The organism is Paenibacillus catalpae (assembly GCF_900112695.1).
Classification (GTDB): Bacteria; Bacillota; Bacilli; order Paenibacillales; family Paenibacillaceae; genus Pristimantibacillus; species Pristimantibacillus catalpae.
On the sequence record NZ_FOMT01000005.1, the window covers coordinates 551,831 to 568,634 of the forward strand.

The 16,804-nt window shown below is 50.9% G+C and carries 13 protein-coding genes; 12 read left to right on the top strand and 1 reads right to left on the bottom strand.

Going from position 1 to position 16,804, the window contains the following annotated elements; translation table 11 throughout:
* The first annotated feature begins 119 nt into the window (after positions 1 to 119).
* From BM200_RS23940 to BM200_RS23980, 8 genes are all read left to right on the top strand, one after another.
* A complete protein-coding gene (locus BM200_RS23940) occupies positions 120 to 689 on the top strand; it encodes a Crp/Fnr family transcriptional regulator (RefSeq protein ID WP_245773132.1) in 570 nt (189 codons plus the stop codon).
* Between the two features lie 259 nt (positions 690 to 948).
* Positions 949 to 1,932: an ABC transporter permease gene (locus BM200_RS23945; RefSeq protein ID WP_091189162.1), complete on the top strand. Its 984-nt coding sequence runs from the start codon at positions 949 to 951 to the stop codon at positions 1,930 to 1,932.
* Positions 1,933 to 1,947: 15 nt separating this feature from the next.
* Positions 1,948 to 2,829 (top strand): carbohydrate ABC transporter permease, encoded by an 882-nt coding sequence (locus tag BM200_RS23950; RefSeq protein WP_091189163.1) that lies wholly within the window; start codon positions 1,948 to 1,950, stop codon positions 2,827 to 2,829.
* A 63-nt stretch (positions 2,830 to 2,892) separates the two neighbouring features.
* Positions 2,893 to 4,479, top strand: a complete 1,587-nt coding sequence (locus BM200_RS23955) for an extracellular solute-binding protein (protein ID WP_091189164.1) — start codon at positions 2,893 to 2,895, stop codon at positions 4,477 to 4,479.
* 63 nt (positions 4,480 to 4,542) lie between these two features.
* A complete protein-coding gene (locus BM200_RS23960; RefSeq protein WP_091189165.1) occupies positions 4,543 to 6,345 on the top strand; it encodes a beta-L-arabinofuranosidase domain-containing protein in 1,803 nt (600 codons plus the stop codon).
* A gap of 120 nt (positions 6,346 to 6,465) precedes the next feature.
* Positions 6,466 to 8,238, top strand: coding sequence for a cache domain-containing sensor histidine kinase (locus BM200_RS23965; protein WP_245773141.1), 1,773 nt, complete (start codon positions 6,466 to 6,468; stop codon positions 8,236 to 8,238).
* The gene (locus tag BM200_RS23970; RefSeq protein ID WP_091189167.1) at positions 8,186 to 8,929 is read left to right on the top strand and encodes a response regulator transcription factor; all 744 of its coding nucleotides are present in this window, start codon (positions 8,186 to 8,188) and stop codon (positions 8,927 to 8,929) included. The genes BM200_RS23965 and BM200_RS23970 overlap by 53 nt, the downstream gene beginning before the upstream one ends.
* A 545-nt stretch (positions 8,930 to 9,474) precedes the next feature.
* Positions 9,475 to 11,031 carry an AbfB domain-containing protein gene (locus tag BM200_RS23980; RefSeq protein ID WP_139230834.1) on the top strand — a complete coding sequence of 519 codons (1,557 nt, stop codon included), beginning with the start codon at positions 9,475 to 9,477 and terminating at the stop codon, positions 11,029 to 11,031.
* Between the two features lie 65 nt (positions 11,032 to 11,096).
* Here BM200_RS23980 and BM200_RS23985 read toward each other — a convergent pair whose 3' ends face one another.
* On the bottom strand, positions 11,097 to 13,028 hold the full coding sequence (locus tag BM200_RS23985) for a glycosyl hydrolase family 18 protein (protein ID WP_091189170.1): 1,932 nt from the start codon (positions 13,026 to 13,028) through the stop codon (positions 11,097 to 11,099).
* Positions 13,029 to 13,219: 191 nt separating this feature from the next.
* On the opposite strand from BM200_RS23985, the gene BM200_RS23990 reads away from it, so the two are divergent.
* The 4 genes from BM200_RS23990 to BM200_RS24005 are packed head-to-tail and all read left to right on the top strand — an operon-like array spanning position 13,220 to position 16,787.
* The gene (locus BM200_RS23990) at positions 13,220 to 13,924 is read left to right on the top strand and encodes a methyltransferase domain-containing protein (protein WP_091189171.1); all 705 of its coding nucleotides are present in this window, start codon (positions 13,220 to 13,222) and stop codon (positions 13,922 to 13,924) included.
* On the top strand, positions 13,917 to 15,104 hold the full coding sequence (locus tag BM200_RS23995; RefSeq protein ID WP_091189172.1) for an NAD(P)/FAD-dependent oxidoreductase: 1,188 nt from the start codon (positions 13,917 to 13,919) through the stop codon (positions 15,102 to 15,104). The genes BM200_RS23990 and BM200_RS23995 overlap by 8 nt, the downstream gene beginning before the upstream one ends.
* Complete coding sequence (locus BM200_RS24000; RefSeq protein ID WP_091189173.1) at positions 15,077 to 15,553, top strand: SRPBCC family protein; 477 nt, start codon at positions 15,077 to 15,079, stop codon at positions 15,551 to 15,553. The genes BM200_RS23995 and BM200_RS24000 overlap by 28 nt, the downstream gene beginning before the upstream one ends.
* 1 nt (position 15,554) lies before the next feature.
* A complete protein-coding gene (locus tag BM200_RS24005; protein WP_091189174.1) occupies positions 15,555 to 16,787 on the top strand; it encodes a beta-ketoacyl-[acyl-carrier-protein] synthase family protein in 1,233 nt (410 codons plus the stop codon).
* Positions 16,788 to 16,804: the final 17 nt, after the last annotated feature.

Sequence of the window (16,804 nt, forward strand, 5' to 3'; positions counted from 1 at the left end):
AATAGGGGCTGAAACGGTTGATTCAATCGGAGCATTTATCGCGAATCTTTACATTATTCCCCAGCTTGTCAGAAATCTCTGAGGAGGATTGGAATCAGGAAGGGATAAAAGTCCTCCAAATGGAGCCCAACTATATTATTGAAGAAGGACAATTTCTAGAGTTCGTCGTTATGATATTGGAAGGCACCGTCAGAATGTATAAAATAAGCGCCAGCGGACGGGAAATTACGTTGTATAGAATTCATAGCGGAGAGTGCTGCCCGCTTATGACCTCCAGCGTGTTAGGCGAAACCGAATATGAAGCGACTGCCTGCGTAGAGACGACCGGATTGGTGCTCATGGTTCCTTCGGCGATTTTTAGAGCTTGGACGGATCGTTATCCGAAGTTCCGGCAGTTCATCTTTAAATCTTTCGCCAAACGAATTGTTCTCTTATCCAGTCTGCTGGACAGCATCAACTTCAAATCCATTCGTGGCCGTATTTCGGAATTCCTTATTCAATTGTCCGAACAAACGGGTAATTCGGATACTCTATATATCACGCACGACAGCATGTCCGTAGAGCTGGGGACGGCTCGCGAGGTGATAAGCAGAACGCTTAAAGGGCTTGAAAAGGAAGAAATCATAAAACTATCGAGAGGGAAAATTACAATTGCAAATAGAGAAACACTCGAAAGCTATATTGAATAAAGAAGAAAAGCCGCCAGCTACGGAATGGGGCGGTTTTTTCTTGCGGTTGTGTGACAAAGTTAAGGTTCAAATTCGTAAGCCCTTGATATGACCGTACCGTTCGTCTTATTGCATAATTGGCACACGCCTCAGGGATATACGGACAAGAAATGAAGTTGCTGTTTATCAGCGATCTTCAAAAATGACAACGCTTTCTTAAGAATGTTGGCTATCGACGCTCTGTTTCGAAGAGTACACTGAAAACAAAGGAGGAGCAGATATGGAGTTGGATACACGCGTAACCGGAATTAAGGGAAAAACAGAACAGCGAACGCAGTTTTGGAAGCGGTTTAAAAAACAAAAAACGCTGCACCTGTTCGTTGGGCTCGGCATGATATTTTTGCTTGTCTTCGCCTATACGCCGATGTTCGGCATTCTAATGGCATTTAAGCAGTATTCCATCTCTACCGGAATTAAAGGCATTTTTACGAGCGAATGGGTGGGATTAAAGCATTTCAAGGAGTTTTTTAATGACTATCAGTTTGGAACAATCGTTCGAAATACGCTGGCATTGAGTCTGCTAAAAATCCTTTTTGCTTTTCCGGCTCCCATATTGCTGGCCATTCTATTAAGCGAAGTAAAAAATTTGAAGTTTAAGCGTTTTGTCCAAACGATAAGCTATTTGCCCCATTTCATCTCGTGGGTTGTCGTCGCAGGCATCGCTTTCGCCTTCCTGTCAACGGATATCGGGATGGTCAATAAAGCGCTTCTAGGGCTAGGCATAATCGACAAGCCGCTTGACGTATTGACTAACCCCAACTACTTCTGGGGACTGGCGACGGGAAGCGCCGTCTGGAAGGAAATGGGCTGGTGGACGATTATCTTCCTGGCCGCTGTAGCGGGCATTAACCCGTCGCTGTACGAAGCCGCGCAGATCGACGGAGCGGGCCGCTTGGCCCGAATTCGCCATATTACGTTCCCCGGCATGAAAGGAACGATCGTTGTCGTCCTCATTCTGACGATCGGAAGCATTCTGGGCGGAGGACTGGTAGGCTCCAACTTCGAGCAGGCGTTTCTGTTCGGCAACAGCATCAACAATCCGACCTCGGAGATCGTGCAAACTTATGCGTTTAAGGTCGGATTAAGAGACGGGAGATTTTCCTATGCGGCAGCGATCGATTTGATCCAGTCCATCATTTCCGTCATCCTGATTTTCTCCAGCAACTACATCGCCAAACGCACTTCGGGATCAAGTCTATTCTAGGAAAGGGGAGCGTGCATGCAGCTCAGCCAAAAACAAAAAGATCGTATCATGGACGCTATGATTTATGTATTACTAGCCATTCTGACGTTATCTATGCTTTATCCGTTCTATTACGTCCTGATTCTTTCCTTCAATAAAGGAACCGATTCGCTTCTTGGGGGCGTCTATCTATGGCCAAGGACCTTTTCCTTTGAAAATTACGCGCGATTTTTGGATGACCCCCACTGGTACCGTGCTTTTTTGGTCACGATTATGAGAACGCTTGCGGGAACCGCCCTAGGCGTCCTTTTTACCTGTTTGGTTGCTTATGGGCTGTCTCACCGCGATCTGCTGTTTCGCAAAGGTTATTTCACGGTCATTATATTCGCGATGTACTTTTCCGGCGGTTTAATACCGTATTACGTCGTTCTGCGCGCTCTGGGGCTGCTGAACACGTTTGGTGTCTATGTCATTCCTTCCATGTTAAGCACGTTTTTTCTGCTGATAGCCATTTCGTTCTTTCAGGAAATTCCGAGTGAACTCAAGGAGTCGGCTTACATGGACGGGGCTACCGAGCTCGTTATTTTCTACCGGATCATCCTTCCCGTCTCGATGCCGCTGATCGCAACCATGTCGCTTTTCCTGGGGGTTGGTCAATGGAACTCTTGGCTGGATTCCGCTTATTTCGTGCAGTCGGAAGGTCTGCGGACGCTCGCTTTCCGGATGATGGAGGTTATCAACAAGAGCAATGCGCCGATGGACGCTATAGCCGTTGCGAACAGCGCTTCAGCGGGCGTCACCAGCTATTCGCTTCAGGTAGCGGCTATGGTTATATCTATCGCGCCTATCGTGTGCGTCTATCCGTTCCTCCAGAGGTTTTTCATTCAAGGCATTATGCTGGGTTCCGTGAAGGGTTGATTTTGTTGGCATGATATTAAAGCGTTTGCTTTAATATAAACATCACTTGTTGGAGGGGTTATTTTGAAAAGAAACAAAGGGAAGAAGGCACTGCTCTTATCGCTCATCCTAATGATGACGATAGCGCTGATGTCCGCATGCGGAAATAACAACGATGGTCAAAAGGAAAACGCAGGTGTCAATAACTCGGCTGAGACAACCTCCGAACCGCCCGCAAAAAGCAACGAGGTGAAGGAGCTATCCTTGTTTATCGATGCTTCCTGGTATCCGGTGAAGGAATGGAAGGGGACGGTTGCCGAGAAAATTACGGAAAAGACCGGAATTAAGCTTAAGGTGACGGTTGCAACGGACGACAAGCAGCTTCCGCTGATGATCGCTTCCGGAGACCTCCCGGATCTGGTCTTTACTAATGCCAACATTGACCGGATGTCCGATTCGAAGCTTTCTTATCCCTGGAATGAACTGATCGAGAAATACGCGCCGGACTTTAAGATCGACCCGACAAGAATTGCGATACACACGATGGATGACGGCAATTTCTACACGGTGCGCAATTCTTTCGCGACCCAGGAGGAAGTGGCGAATAACAAATACTCGGTCGGCAGCGACGGCAACCCGGGAATAGCGGTGCGCGAGGATATTCTGAAAGAGCTGGGGAATCCGCCGATCGACACCATCGATAATTTCATAAAGGTTCTGGGCATGGTCAAACAAAAATACCCGGACATGATTCCGCTCATTATGGACAAGGACTGGATCGAGCAATACTTCCTGCAGCAGTTCGGTGTCGAAGGTCTTCTGGACGGCTGGTACGAACGGGACGGAAAAGTAGACTACGCGATAAGGCAGCCGGAAATGCTGGAATTTTTCAAGTTTATGAATCGTCTTTACCGCGAAGGGTACATTCTGGCGGAGAACTTCGCCTATACGAACGATCAGATCGACGATCAGTATGCGACCAGCGGGAAGGCGTTCGCGCATAGCCATACGGTCAGCATAGCGGACATGGACAATATCAAGGTCAAAAACGCCGGCGGTTCGTATACGTTCCAGATGCTGCCCAGCGCAATCTCGAAAAGCACGAAAGCGGTCAGCTCGGGACTAGGCTTCGCAGGTACGTTCATCACGAAGAAAAACAAGGATCCCGAGGCGTCGATTAAATTCCTTGAATATCTTGCAAGTGACGAAGGAAAGAAATTGACGATGTTCGGCGTCGAAGGCGAGCATTGGACTTGGAACGAAGAAGGTTATCCGAATTTGAAATATGATCCGTCCGATGCCGATTTCGTCAACAGCAACGGAATCAAATGGTGGTATCTGTACAACGACGGCGTTATGGAAGGAATGCTGAGCTATGTGCCGGGGGCTCAGAAGACGAAAGCCTTGATGGAGAGAAAAGCGTTTACGGTTTACAAACCGGAGCTCGGCTTGATCCAATTGCAGCCGGATTCTGACGAGAAGACGATTAAAACGAAGATAGACGAGATGATCAAAAACGAGAAGGTCAAAATTTACTTGGCGAAGTCGGAAGAAGAGGCCGTGGCAAACTACGAGACCATGGTGAAGAACGCGGAGAAGATTGGTTTGGATCGCTTAGTGGATTGGGCAAACCAGACGTATCAGAAGAAAAAGGATTTGTTTAATAAATAAAGCAAAGTCCGGCAGGAGCTATCGTTCCCGCCGGGCTTTGTATTCGAATGGAGGATGCCATTCATGTTCGCCTCGTTTCGACTGGACGAAGTCAGGTTAACGGACGACGTCTTTGCCTCTCGCAGGGAACTGGTCAAAATATACATTCGCGATTTTGACCTTCAACGTCTTATGCACACGTTCAAGATCAATGCGGGAATTCCGTCCAACGCGGAGCCACTGGGCGGGTGGGAGGCCCCCGATTGCGGCTTGAGGGGACATTTCGTCGGGCATTTTCTGTCCGCGTGCGCCAAATTCGCTTATGGCGATCGCGATGAAACGTTGAAGGCTATGGCGGGCGAGATTGTAGACGTCATGCAAGCATGCGCGCAGCCAAACGGCTACTTGAGCGCCTTCGAAGAGGAAAAGCTCGACGTTCTGGAATTCGAGGAGAACCGCAGCGTATGGGCTCCCTACTATACCTTGCACAAAATCATGCAGGGCTTGATTGATTGCTATACGTATTTGCATAATTCCAAAGCGCTGGAACTTGCCGTAAATCTCGCCCTTTACATCCGAGGAAGATTCGAGAAGCTTTCCCATTGGAAAATAGACGGGATTCTTCGCTGTACGAAAGTAAATCCCGTAAATGAGTTTGGCGGACTGGGAGACGCCCTTTATACGTTATACGACCTGACCTGCGATGCCCGAATCTTCGAGCTGGCCTGTATGTTCGACAGGGATTACTGGATCGGACCGCTTGCTGCCGGTCGGGATGTGTTGGAAGACCTGCATGCCAACACGCATCTTCCGATGATTATCGCAGCCATGCATCGCTACAGGATAGGACGAGAACCTGCATACCAAAGGGCGGCTCTCCATTTCTACAATTTCTTGAAGGGGAGAACCTTTGCGAGCGGAAACAACAGCTCCAAGGCGACGACCTGCATTCGCGGCGGAGTATCGGAAAAGGCGGAGCATTGGGGCGGCTACGGTCAATTGGCGGATGCGCTGACCGGCGGCGAAAGCGAAAGCTGCTGCGCGCATAATACGGAAAAGATCTTGGAGCGCTTGCTGGAGTGGTCCCCGGAGGCCGGGTATTTGGATCATCTGGAATCCCTCAAGTATAACGCGATTCTGAACAGCGCTAGCGCTAAAACGGGTCTTTCCCAGTACCATCAGCCGCTTGGAAGGCAGACTTTGAAAAAATTCAGCGAACCGTATGATTCGTTCTGGTGCTGCACCGCGTCGGGGATCGAAGCGATGAGCGAGCTGCAAAAAAACATCTGGTTTAGAGACGGGAATACCGTGCTTCTTAACGCTTTTATTTCCTCGACGGCCGTATGGAAGGAACGCAGAGTCGTCATCGATCAGCGGACGAGTTTTCCGGACAGTCTGACGTCCACGTTGTACATCGAAGCCGACGAGCCCGTGGAGCTTCGGATTATGTTTCGGGAAAAAGCCGTCAAGAACATTAAAGTTAATCATGAACATATCGAATTCCGAAAGGAAGAAGGGTACGTGTCGGTCGAACGCCTGTTCCGCAAAGGGGATCGGATAGACATTGAAATCGAAGCTTCCTTGAGGCTGGTTCCGCTTCCGGGCTCCGAAGCATCGGCGGCTCTCATGTACAGCAACGTGCTGCTGGCCAGGGTAGGAGACGACAAGCCATTGAAAGGGATATCCGATCGGAATCTCCAAGAGAAGTTCGCCATACAGGAGGGGCGTCTGGAAGTTCTCATTCAAGACGAGGAGGCTAGATTCATCCCGTTATTTAGAGTCGAGGAGGAGATCTATTCCGTGTATATCGATTGGTCCGGACATGCGGTGCCTGAACTTGGTTTTTCCTTTGCCGCGGATGGAAGAGCGGCTTATGGAGGAAGTTAACCGCAGCTTGCGATCGATCTTTCTGGGGGCAATGCGACTCTAGCGGAATTCTTTTGTTCGTGATACGTTAATGAACGATATATGGATTCCGCATCGAAGGGAAGTGCTGCCGTGAGCATTATGCGCAAGATCGTCCTTGGTTACGTCATTATGATCTTTATCCCGGTTATCGCTTTCGGTTATCACTATTACACGCAAATCTACGGCAACCTGACCCAACAATTCGTGGAGAGCAGGCAGAAAATCCTGGAGCAGGCGTATGCCAACATGAAAACGGACTTCGCCCGTATTCAATCGGTCCACCGGGTGCTGCAATACAATCCTTACCTGACCGATTATCTGGATGGCGTATATGATTCCGACGCAGACAGCGTCTACGCGCTGACTCGATATATTCTCCCTCTGTACACGCAATCCATGTTCGCCAATCCGGAGATCGAATCTATCGTCATCTATAAGATGAAGGATCAGGTGCTGCCCATAACCAATCTGTTTCGGGACAGGTCCATGCTGGACCCGCAAACCGAAGATACCGTCTCGGCTCTGAAAGCCGGGCAGGGGATATGGCTGCGCGCCGATCCTAACGTGTCGGATCCGGATTTAATTTATTACCAGTACATATACAATACGCAAATTACGGAACGAATCGGCCTTCTTGAAATTCGGGTTAGCAATAGCTTAATCCGCAACTTCTATGCCGCCGCGGGCGTGGAAGCGAATTGGCGAGCCATTCTGCTGTCCGGGCAAGGCAATTTGCTGACGAACGAAGCGGCAGAATTGGACAATAAGACGCTCAATCTTCTGCAATCGGAAGAACGGAATTTTTTCATCAACCGAAAAACGATCGTCAATCAACTGAAGCTCGAACCGCTGGACGTTCGCGTGGTCATCACCGGTCAAGTGGGAGACGTATTCCGTTCCGTGAAGCATAAAGAAGTCGTCTTGGTGACGATTATCGTGCTGCTGTTGATCATCCTTTCCATCGCCTATTATATGCTGGCTTCGACGATCACAAAGCGAATACTCCGGTTGGCCCGGCATATGCGCACTCTGAATGACGACAACCTAAGGCAGCTGACGATCCAAAGCGGCAAGTTCGAAAAGGACGAAATCGGATTCCTGATCGTAGCCTATAACTCTATGGTTAAGCGAATGGACGAACTCATTAACCATGTCCATCGCGCCGAGCTCCGTAACAAAGAAGCGGCTTACCAAGTGCTGCAGGCACAAATTAAGCCTCATTTTCTTTACAACACGCTCGAAACGATCCGAATGGTAGCCGAAGCAAACAACGACAAGGAAGTCGCGGATATTTCCTTCTGGTTCGGCAAATTGATGCGGTACAGCTTGTCGTCCGCGCGACAAGAAACGGTTCTCGCGAAGGAAATCGAGATGGTTTCCTTTTACATGAAGATCCACAAAATGAGGCTTCAAAGCAGGCTGACCTACGAGATCAACGTTGCGCTCGATGACAAGCGGCTGGCCTGTCCGCGATTCCTTTTGCAGCCTCTTATCGAAAACAGCATTGTGCATGGAGCTTCCGCCGTTCTGCGCCCCGTACATATTCGGCTGGAAGCCAAGGAAACAGAAAGGGAGGTCACGATCGACATCTCCGACAACGGAAACGGGATTCCGCCGGAGAAGCTTCTCGAGCTGCGCGAACGGCTGTCCAGGCACGATGACCTCAGAAAAGCGGAGGAGCCGGTCGGCGTAGGCTTGAAAAACGTCAACGAAAGAGTCAAAGAGTACTTCGGGGGAGAATCACGACTGGAAATCATTAGTGAGCCGGGTAAAGGAACCTGCTTGCGCATTATCATCGTGAAAAGGACGGTGACGGACTTTGAAGATCTTGATCGTAGACGACGAACCTTTGATTCTGAAAGGGTTAGTTAAAATCGTGGAAGAAGTCGCGCCGGTCGGTTCTGACATTTGTTCAGCCTTTAATGCTCTGGAGGCACTGGAGACGATGAAGCGCTTTATGCCCGATGTAACGATAACGGATATTAATATGCCGGAGAAGAACGGTTTCGAATTGATTCAGGAAGCCAGACTTGAGGGGCTATGCGATCGATTCATTATCCTGACCGGCTATGACGAGTTCGAATATGTCCGCCAGGCCCTTCGCTCGGGTGTAGTGGATTATTTGCTGAAGCCATTGGACAAACAGGAAATCGCGGTCCTGCTGAACCGCGTCAAGGAGGAGCTGCCCGCCGCATCGGATTCGGAGTACAGCCGGCACGCCGAACGGATTCTGGCTTATTTGCAGATCAACTACATGAACGATTTGTCCCTCGATCATCTCGCTGAGCGCATGAGTCTGCATCCGAATTATATTAGCAGCCTGTTCAAGAAGGAGACGGGGGACACCTTCGTCAACTACTTGAATTCGTTGCGGATCCGGGAGGCGCAAAAACTGCTGAAAACGCAGCCGCATCTGACCGTTTGTGCAATCAGCCGGCAGGTCGGCTTCGACACCAAGCACTACTTTGCGAAGGTGTTCAAAAAATATGCGGGCACGACTCCCGGCGCCTACCGTGAAATTCAAGAAGAAGACAAACGTAATGAATCGGATAACGGAATATAGCTAATCAGATTTGGTTCAGGAAACAAGAATGCGGACTACTACTAAACGGAAGAAAGGGGGTGTCCCATAAGTCATGTAAATGACTAAGGGGCACCCCTTTTAAATTTGGGTTAACTAGCAACCTGCGCCTTTTTCTTTTGAAACGGCCTCTTCTTATTTTATAACCAATCCGCACGAAATCGGTTGGCTTGTCCGGCTTCCATATCGTATGGTGAGGGACTTATGGACGTTCCAACAATAATAAAAATTATTGTTTTTATAATCAATTAGATATATAAATAATGTTTTACCTATATTATAATTCAAATATAAAGCGCTTTCATAAATTAGTGAAGTCTGCAGCTTCCTAAAAAGGTGCTTACCCTCAGCCTTTTATCTCCATGCAGCGCCTGTCTGTATGCCTCATCTTTTTCCGATCCACTCATCCAGAGAATCACTTTATTTATTCATTGCGCAGTAATGAATGCCTGACGGAAGGCTGGACCTTGCTGCCTATACCTAACCTTTCCTGACTTCCGATCTTATATCGAAAAGGGGAAAAGCTAATGGGAAATAAGTTGTTAAAAAGGGTGTGGATAAAAACAATAGGCTTAGCTTTATTAGCCTGTCTGATGATCATGGGGGAAGCGAGTGCCTTCGGACCATCAACCATGTATACCTCGCCTTCGACGGACCCTGGTCCGGGTACGCTATACCCTAGAGCGATCCGCCTTCAGTACAACGGGGCCTCTAACGGCACGATGTTAGCAACTTTCGAGCATTACGTAAACGGCACGCCAACTTTTCCAATTTACCGCAGTACGGACGGCGGGGTTTCCTGGACTCAAATTTCCCAAGTTTCGGATACCGTAAACGGTTGGGGGATGCGTTATCAGCCGTTCCTGTATGAGCTTCCGCAAGCGATCGGCAGCATGCCTGCAGGTACGCTTCTTTGCGCCGGCAACTCGATTCCATCCGATTTGTCCCAAACCAAGCTCGACCTGTACAAAAGTACGGATAAAGGCCTGACTTGGACTTTCGTCAGCTCGATAGCTACGGGCGGCCGGGCAGACCCTAACGGTTCTTATGATCCGGTATGGGAACCGTTCCTTCTGGTGGCGAACAACAAGCTCATTATGTACTACTCGGATGAGCGCGATGCTGCGCATAACCAGAAGCTGGTGCACGTCACTTCGACTAACGGTACGACTTGGAGCTCGGCGGTTGAAGATATCGCGCTTGCCGATTCAACGAAACGTCCAGGTATGTCTACGGTTGCGAAGCTTGGCAACGGCAATTATATCATGACCTATGAATACGGCGGATCACCGAATGGCAACTTTGCTGTATATTACAAGATTTCGTCCAACCCTGAGAACTTTGGGGCCGCAACCGATCCGGGTACCCTGCTGAAAACAAGAGACGGAGTAATTCCTTCCAGCTCGCCTTATGTGGTCTGGGTGCCGGGCACGGGACCTAACGGAACAATAGCCGTATCCGCTAACTCCAGTACGGATCTGTATCTGAACTCCGAGAACGGTGCTTCGGATACCTGGACGAGAGTGAGTACGGTTGTTCCGCAAGGCTACAGCCGTGCGATCGTTCCGCTAGCAGACAATCATAGCGTAATCATTCTTACGGGCGGACCGCTTGGCAGCGGACATAACTCGGTGAGATACGGTAGCAAGGATTTGGGGGATGCGGCGCAGATTCATCAAATCGAATCCAGCCGTTATGCCGGATATTACATGCGCCACTACAATTTCTTGGCTCGCATCGATATAAATCCGTCACCAATTAACGATTCCAGATTCAGAATGGTGCCGGGTCTGGCTGACTCCGGCGGAGTTTCGTTCGAATCGGTTAACTTCCCGGGTTATTACTTGAGACATTACAACTACGTGATGCAGGTGAGCCGTAACGACGGGACAACAACGTTCCAGCAGGATGCCACCTTCTACCAAACGGCCGGGCTTGCGAATTCTTCCCAAGTCTCGTTCCGTTCCTACAACTTCCCGACCTACTATCTTAGACAATTGAACTACAGCGGCATGCGGATTGATCCACTCAGCGCATCCAGCTCCACAACCGATAAACAGGATGCAACGTTTATTATTCATTAAGCAGAGCAGCTGCGTATATAAAAATCCCCGGCCTACACCATAAGCGTGAGCCGGGGATTTTCCGTTTAACCTTGCTTCAAGCGAAGCATCATCGTCCAGAGATCGGAGGTCTCGTAGCCGAGGCGCCAGGCTGCTACGCCGGCGAGGTCGTATTTTTTCGCGATGTTAATGCGCGCTTGCACGGTGCTTGCGGTCTCGGCCCAAAATACATAGGTGAAGCCATCCTTCAAGTATTTGTATTTGGTCTGGCCGGGAGTAGCCGGATCGGAGACGCCTACCGCATTCGTATCAGCAATCAGCTTCGGGATAGCGCTCATCAGGACAGCACGGTTGCTGACGAGGTTACCGGAGCCGTCTACTTTCCATTCCCGCACATAGAACGGGATACCCAGCATCAGCTTGCTGCGAGGTACGCCATATGCGAGGAATTGCTGAACGCCTTTTTCCACCCATGGCAGGCTGGCAACGGAACCTGCAGTCGAGCTTCCGCTCCAATGCTCGTCATACGCCATGATGATGATCGTATCTACCGCCTTAGCAAGAGCTGCATGGTCATAGGCGGTCAGATGATCCCAGGATACATCGCCGCGGGGCAGGTCGATGGAGACCTTTAATCCTTTGGCGTGAGCAGCTTTCGATAACGCCGATACAAAGGCGGTATATTCATCCCGGTCCGTGCCGGCGATTTCTTCGAAGTCGATATTAACTCCGTATACGCCAAGTGCGGCAAGCTTGGTTACAAGACTGGAAATGAACTGCTGCTGTGCATTCGAATCCGCAAGGAAGGCTGTCGTCATCTGCTTATCGAAGTCATTCGATACCAGGGGCATCACTTGAATTCCCTGCGACTTCAACTTGGTCACGATAGCCGGATCGGACAGATCCGTTAAGGCACCGCTGCTGTCCTTAAGCTCGAACCAGGAAGGCGAATCGATGGATAAGCCTTCCGTTTTGGCTGTCTGATCCAAGATCGTCTGGCTGTTGGACGAACCGTTCCACGCCAGATAAACCAGGCTCTTCGTATTGCTCCACAATTTGCGCCCGTCTGCATTTGCAACATAGCTGTTGGCAAATCCTTTTGCATAGGCGACTGCGGATGAACGTGTAAAGAAGGATTTCAGCTTGTTATTGCCCTGATAGACGGACAGATAAGGAATGCTTGTCCACCAGGTTGTTCCGTTATGATTGACTTCCGAATTGCCGAAATATTTGGCGTATTGCAAAGCGGGCTGCAGAGCGACAAACGATTTAATGGTTTTACCGCTTTGCTGCACGTCATAAGATGGCACATTCGAGTGTACAACCAGACCGGAAACATTATTAACGACGGTGCTGCTTGGAATAGCCGCAGCCGCTTTTATCGCATCGTACAGAAAAGCATACGTTTTTGTCCCCTCAACCTGGACTTTATCCACTTTAATGGAGTAGATCGCGCTGCCGCTCCGTAATTTTTTCTCCGTTGCTTCCGTCATGTTGTCCCAGATCCAGCTGTTGGAGCTTAGCTCCATGATATGAGAGTTTGTCCAACGCTTCGCTTCCTGCTTGGCGGCATCCAGGGTGGTAAAACCCCAGTTCGCATTCGTTTTGTCGCCTTGATAGAGCTGATAGTTCGGATAGGATTGATAAATCCAGCCCGGGCTTTCCAGATCCCGGATATGTACGCCTTTCATCTTCTTGGCTGCGGCCAGAGCCTCGTTGTAAGTACGGTATTCCCATTTGGTGCTGGAAGCACCGCCTTGATAGATTTTGTACTTGGGCAGGTTATCCCACACCCATGCACGGCCCGTAATCGCTTCCACATGACTGTACTCGAAACCCGAGGCGTAAGCGATCGCCTGTTTATCGGTAGCAAATTCACGCAATGCACGATCGTTCTGATAGACGCGATACTTGGTCATTGTGCCGGAAACCGGGCTGGCTGCTAGGCTGATCGCGGATGCACCAATGACTTGGGCAACGAACAGCAGCAGAATTGCCGCCGATAGTTTTTTGAACATGCTTTTCTACCACACTCCTCTCAAAGTCTATTAATTAGACGCAAAGGAGCTGGATAGGTTGCGAACAATTTCAGCTGGTTTTCAGGTGTAAATTATGGTAACGAATCGGCACGCCGTATAAGGCATGGATAAAAAAAGTGGAAAAGAATAACAATAAGGGCATGAAGGAAAATGCTGGATGAGGTGATGAAATGGCACAGCTGTTCGAGCGGCTGAACCTGAAGGAATATTTGGATGGTGATGGCGTTGAGCCGTTAGAGCTGGAAAAAAGCCTCCGTGAAGTATGGGGAGTGAACCGGTATCTTGGCGGCAATCCGGCATTGTTTGTTCATCTGGATCGGCTGATGCGCAAGCTGGCGCCAAGTGAGCCCATTCGGGTGCTGGATGTAGCGACGGGCCTTGCGGATCTCCCGGTAGCCTTTATAGATTGGTGTAAAAAAAGAGGCAGGAGCGTATCGCTTGTGGCCGTGGACAACCACCCGCAAATTGTGCAGCTGGCAGCCCGGCGGACGGATGCTTATCCCTCGATAGAGATATTGCTTGCCGATGCCACGGCGCTTCCTTTTGAAGATCAAAGCTTTGATCTGGCCTTCTGCAATCTGGCGCTGCATCATCTGGATGAAGAATCTGCCGTAAAGCTATTTGCGGAAATGGCCCGCGTGACCCGTTCAGGCTGGGTGGTGACAGATCTGGAACGGCACCGCCTTGCTTATTTCGCCGCCAAGCTGCTCGCGAAGTTTGTATGGAAAAGCCCGGTGACCAGACATGATGGGCCGCTCTCGGTCCAGCGCTCCTTCACGCCGCAGGAAGCCAAGCAGCTTGTTGCGCTTGCGGGGGTGAAAGCAGCCGTACATAAACATTTCCCGTTCCGGCTGGCCGTGGTTGGTCATGAATAAGTACGACGTTATTGTGGTAGGTGCAGGGCCGGCTGGAAGCGCATCAGCCAAATTGCTGGCCGCAAGCGGAGTAAGCGTATTGATGCTGGATGCGGAGGCTTTTCCGAGACGCAAGCCATGCGGAGAATCTCTGAATCCGGGTGCGGTCGCTGCTATTGGCCGAATTACAGGGCATTTGCAGGCAGAGGAGGCTTTTGATTTCCCGCACAGTCTTGTGCAGGGCTGGAGAGTCATAAGCGGGCGCACTTCTCTGGAAGCCGCTTACCCGGGAGGGCAATACGGAGCAGGCTGCAGCAGGGAACAGCTTGATCAGTGGCTTGCCGGTCAGGCATGCCGGGCTGGTGCCGTATTCGAGCAGCGTACACGTGTAGAACGTCTGATCTGGGAAGGGGAACGGGTAGCAGGTGTAATTGCGCGTTCACCTGAAGGAAGGCCGATGTCCCTTCGTGCTTCAATGGTAGCGGGAAGTGACGGTCTCCGGTCCGTTGTTGCGAGAAACGCCAAGGTAAACCGTTACGGCCCGCTTCGTAAAGCGGCATTCACTACCCGGTTAAATGGCGTGCGCGGATTAAACGGAAGGGTCGAATTATTTACAGCCGGGGATGGCAAAGTAATTGGTCTCGCTCCAATCGGCGGCGGGCTGGCGAATATGACCGTTGCTCTCGGAAGTACAGAAGCGGCTGCGCTCGCAGGCAAAGACCGTTCCGGTTATGTTCTCAAAGAAGCAAGAGCGGTGCCGGAGCTGTTGGAGCGACTGCGGGATGCCGAAGTGGAGGGGGATGTGCTGGCATGTGGTCCATTCGACCGGCCGGTAGTTCCGCATGACATTCCCGGGATGGTGCTGCTTGGCGATGCCGCAGGTTATTATGATCCGTTAACCGGACAAGGTATTTACCGGGCCCTTCGAAGTGCCGAGCTTGCTGCGCCTGCCATCGTTGAAGCTCTTCAGAGACGCAGTACCGAGCCGATCAGCCGGTATAACAGAACCCGTCATGAGGAGTTTGCGCCTGGAACACGAATACAGCACGTGATAGAACGGATAAGCAGGCAGCCGCTGCTGTGGCGGGCAGCGCTCAGATTCATTGGCACTTCCTCGCTGCTGACTAACAAGCTCGCCGAAGTGGTTGGAGATTGTCCGAAGGAGGCAAATACATGTATACCCGTAATGAAATCACCATAAATTGCGATAAAAAGACGGCCTTTCAGTATGCTCGGCAGGTCGAGCAATGGCCAGTACTGCTTCCGCATTACCGTGGCGTCCAGTTCGAGCAGGGGAGCAGCGACCAAGGCGGTCTTGTCATGATGAGAGCGGTAAGACCGTTTAAGCCGTTCAAATGGCCGGTCTGGTGGGTCAGTGAAATGAATGTGGACGAGCAGAGCTGCTCCGTTTATTACAAGCATGTCCGAGGTGTGACTGCAGGCATGGAAGTCGAATGGCTGATCGAACCGGTTAGCCACGGGGGACAGGTCAGGGTAATCATTATTCACCGGTGGCTGCAGCCTCCGTTTGGCAGAAGGCTTGCATCGGGCATGATTGGAGAGGTATTTGTCCATGCCATCGCGGACCGGACGCTTCAAGGATTAAAAGAGCAGATCGAACAACAGGCTGTACAGGAAGAGGTGGGCTGACATGACAGAAATAAGAGCAGTGGTAACCGGGATTGGCTGTGTAACCCCGATAGGTATTGGAGTTGAAGCCTTATGGGCAGGCGTGCAGCGGGGGGAAAGTGCCGTTAAGCCAATTGACCGGTTTGTCCCGGAAGGCCTTCGAAGCCGGATAGCCGCGCAAATCCCGCATTTTGACGCAACCGGCTTTATGGATAAGAAGCGGGCGCACCGGATGGACCGATATTCCCAATTGGCAGTAGCCGGTGGGATTATGGCTCTGCGCGATGCCGGACTGGAAGCGAAGGACCTGGAGTCTGAGCGTGCTGGAGTGTTTATGGGCTCGGCATTGGGCGGAATTGCATTCGCGGAAGAGCAATGCGGTCAATTCATGCAGGGCGGCTTCCGTTCCGTCTCCCCGACGCTTGGCTTCTCCGTATTTGGCGGAGCAGCTTCCTGCAATCTGGCAATGGAGTTTGGTTTTACGGGGCCTAATGAAACCAACTCGATGTCTTGCGGGTCAGGTGCGGTAGCAATCGGACGAGCCCTGCAGGCGATCCGGCGCGGTGAAGCCGATGTCGTGATGGCGGGAGGTTCGGAAGCACCGCTTGCCCCGTTATCGTTTGGAGCCTTCGATATGCTGAGGGCGATGTCGACAAGGAATGAAGAGCCGTCAAGCGCCAGCCGGCCGTTTGACCGGAACCGTGACGGATTTGTGATGGGAGAAGGCTCCGCTATATTGGTTATTGAAGCCGAGCATCACGCCCGTGCCAGAGGGGCACGCATCTACGGCGAGCTGGCGGGCTTTGGGCTAACCAATGACGCTCATCATATGAGCGTGCCGCTCCCAAGCGGCGAACAAGCAGCCCGGGCGCTTAAGATGGCGCTTTCGAGCGCTGATATGTCCCCGGATGATGTGGCATACGTAAATGCACATGGTTCTTCTACGCTGCTTAATGATGTGACCGAATCCAAAGTCATACGGAGCGTATTTGGCAGCCGTCCGGTTGCTGTCAGCGGCACGAAAGGGTTATACGGGCATCCGCTTGGCGCGTCCGGTGCCATTGAAGCCGCGATTACGCTGCTGTCCCTGAACAACGGCTGGCTCCCGCCAACAACGAATCTGAGTGATCCGGATCCGGAAGCAGAGATCGATCTGGTCTCCCGTCAAGCAAGAGAAGTGAAGGCAGACGCCGCTGTATCCAATTCTTACGGCTTTGGCGGCGTCAATGCTGTACTGGCCTTCCGCAAAGCATAGCTTTAAAGGGCATCTCC

What these genes read in the sequence shown, in the direction of transcription:
- BM200_RS23985 (WP_091189170.1), bottom strand. Translation starts at nt 13,028, where the DNA reads ATGTTCAAAAAACTATCGGCGGCAATTCTGCTGCTGTTCGTTGCCCAA.
- BM200_RS23965 (WP_245773141.1), top strand. Translation starts at nt 6,466, where the DNA reads ATGCGCAAGATCGTCCTTGGTTACGTCATTATGATCTTTATCCCGGTT.
- BM200_RS24000 (WP_091189173.1), top strand. Translation starts at nt 15,077, where the DNA reads ATGTATACCCGTAATGAAATCACCATAAATTGCGATAAAAAGACGGCC.
- BM200_RS23960 (WP_091189165.1), top strand. Translation starts at nt 4,543, where the DNA reads ATGTTCGCCTCGTTTCGACTGGACGAAGTCAGGTTAACGGACGACGTC.
- BM200_RS23940 (WP_245773132.1), top strand. Translation starts at nt 120, where the DNA reads ATGGAGCCCAACTATATTATTGAAGAAGGACAATTTCTAGAGTTCGTC.
- BM200_RS23945 (WP_091189162.1), top strand. Translation starts at nt 949, where the DNA reads ATGGAGTTGGATACACGCGTAACCGGAATTAAGGGAAAAACAGAACAG.
- BM200_RS23980 (WP_139230834.1), top strand. Translation starts at nt 9,475, where the DNA reads ATGGGAAATAAGTTGTTAAAAAGGGTGTGGATAAAAACAATAGGCTTA.
- BM200_RS23995 (WP_091189172.1), top strand. Translation starts at nt 13,917, where the DNA reads ATGAATAAGTACGACGTTATTGTGGTAGGTGCAGGGCCGGCTGGAAGC.
- BM200_RS23950 (WP_091189163.1), top strand. Translation starts at nt 1,948, where the DNA reads ATGCAGCTCAGCCAAAAACAAAAAGATCGTATCATGGACGCTATGATT.
- BM200_RS23990 (WP_091189171.1), top strand. Translation starts at nt 13,220, where the DNA reads ATGGCACAGCTGTTCGAGCGGCTGAACCTGAAGGAATATTTGGATGGT.
- BM200_RS24005 (WP_091189174.1), top strand. Translation starts at nt 15,555, where the DNA reads ATGACAGAAATAAGAGCAGTGGTAACCGGGATTGGCTGTGTAACCCCG.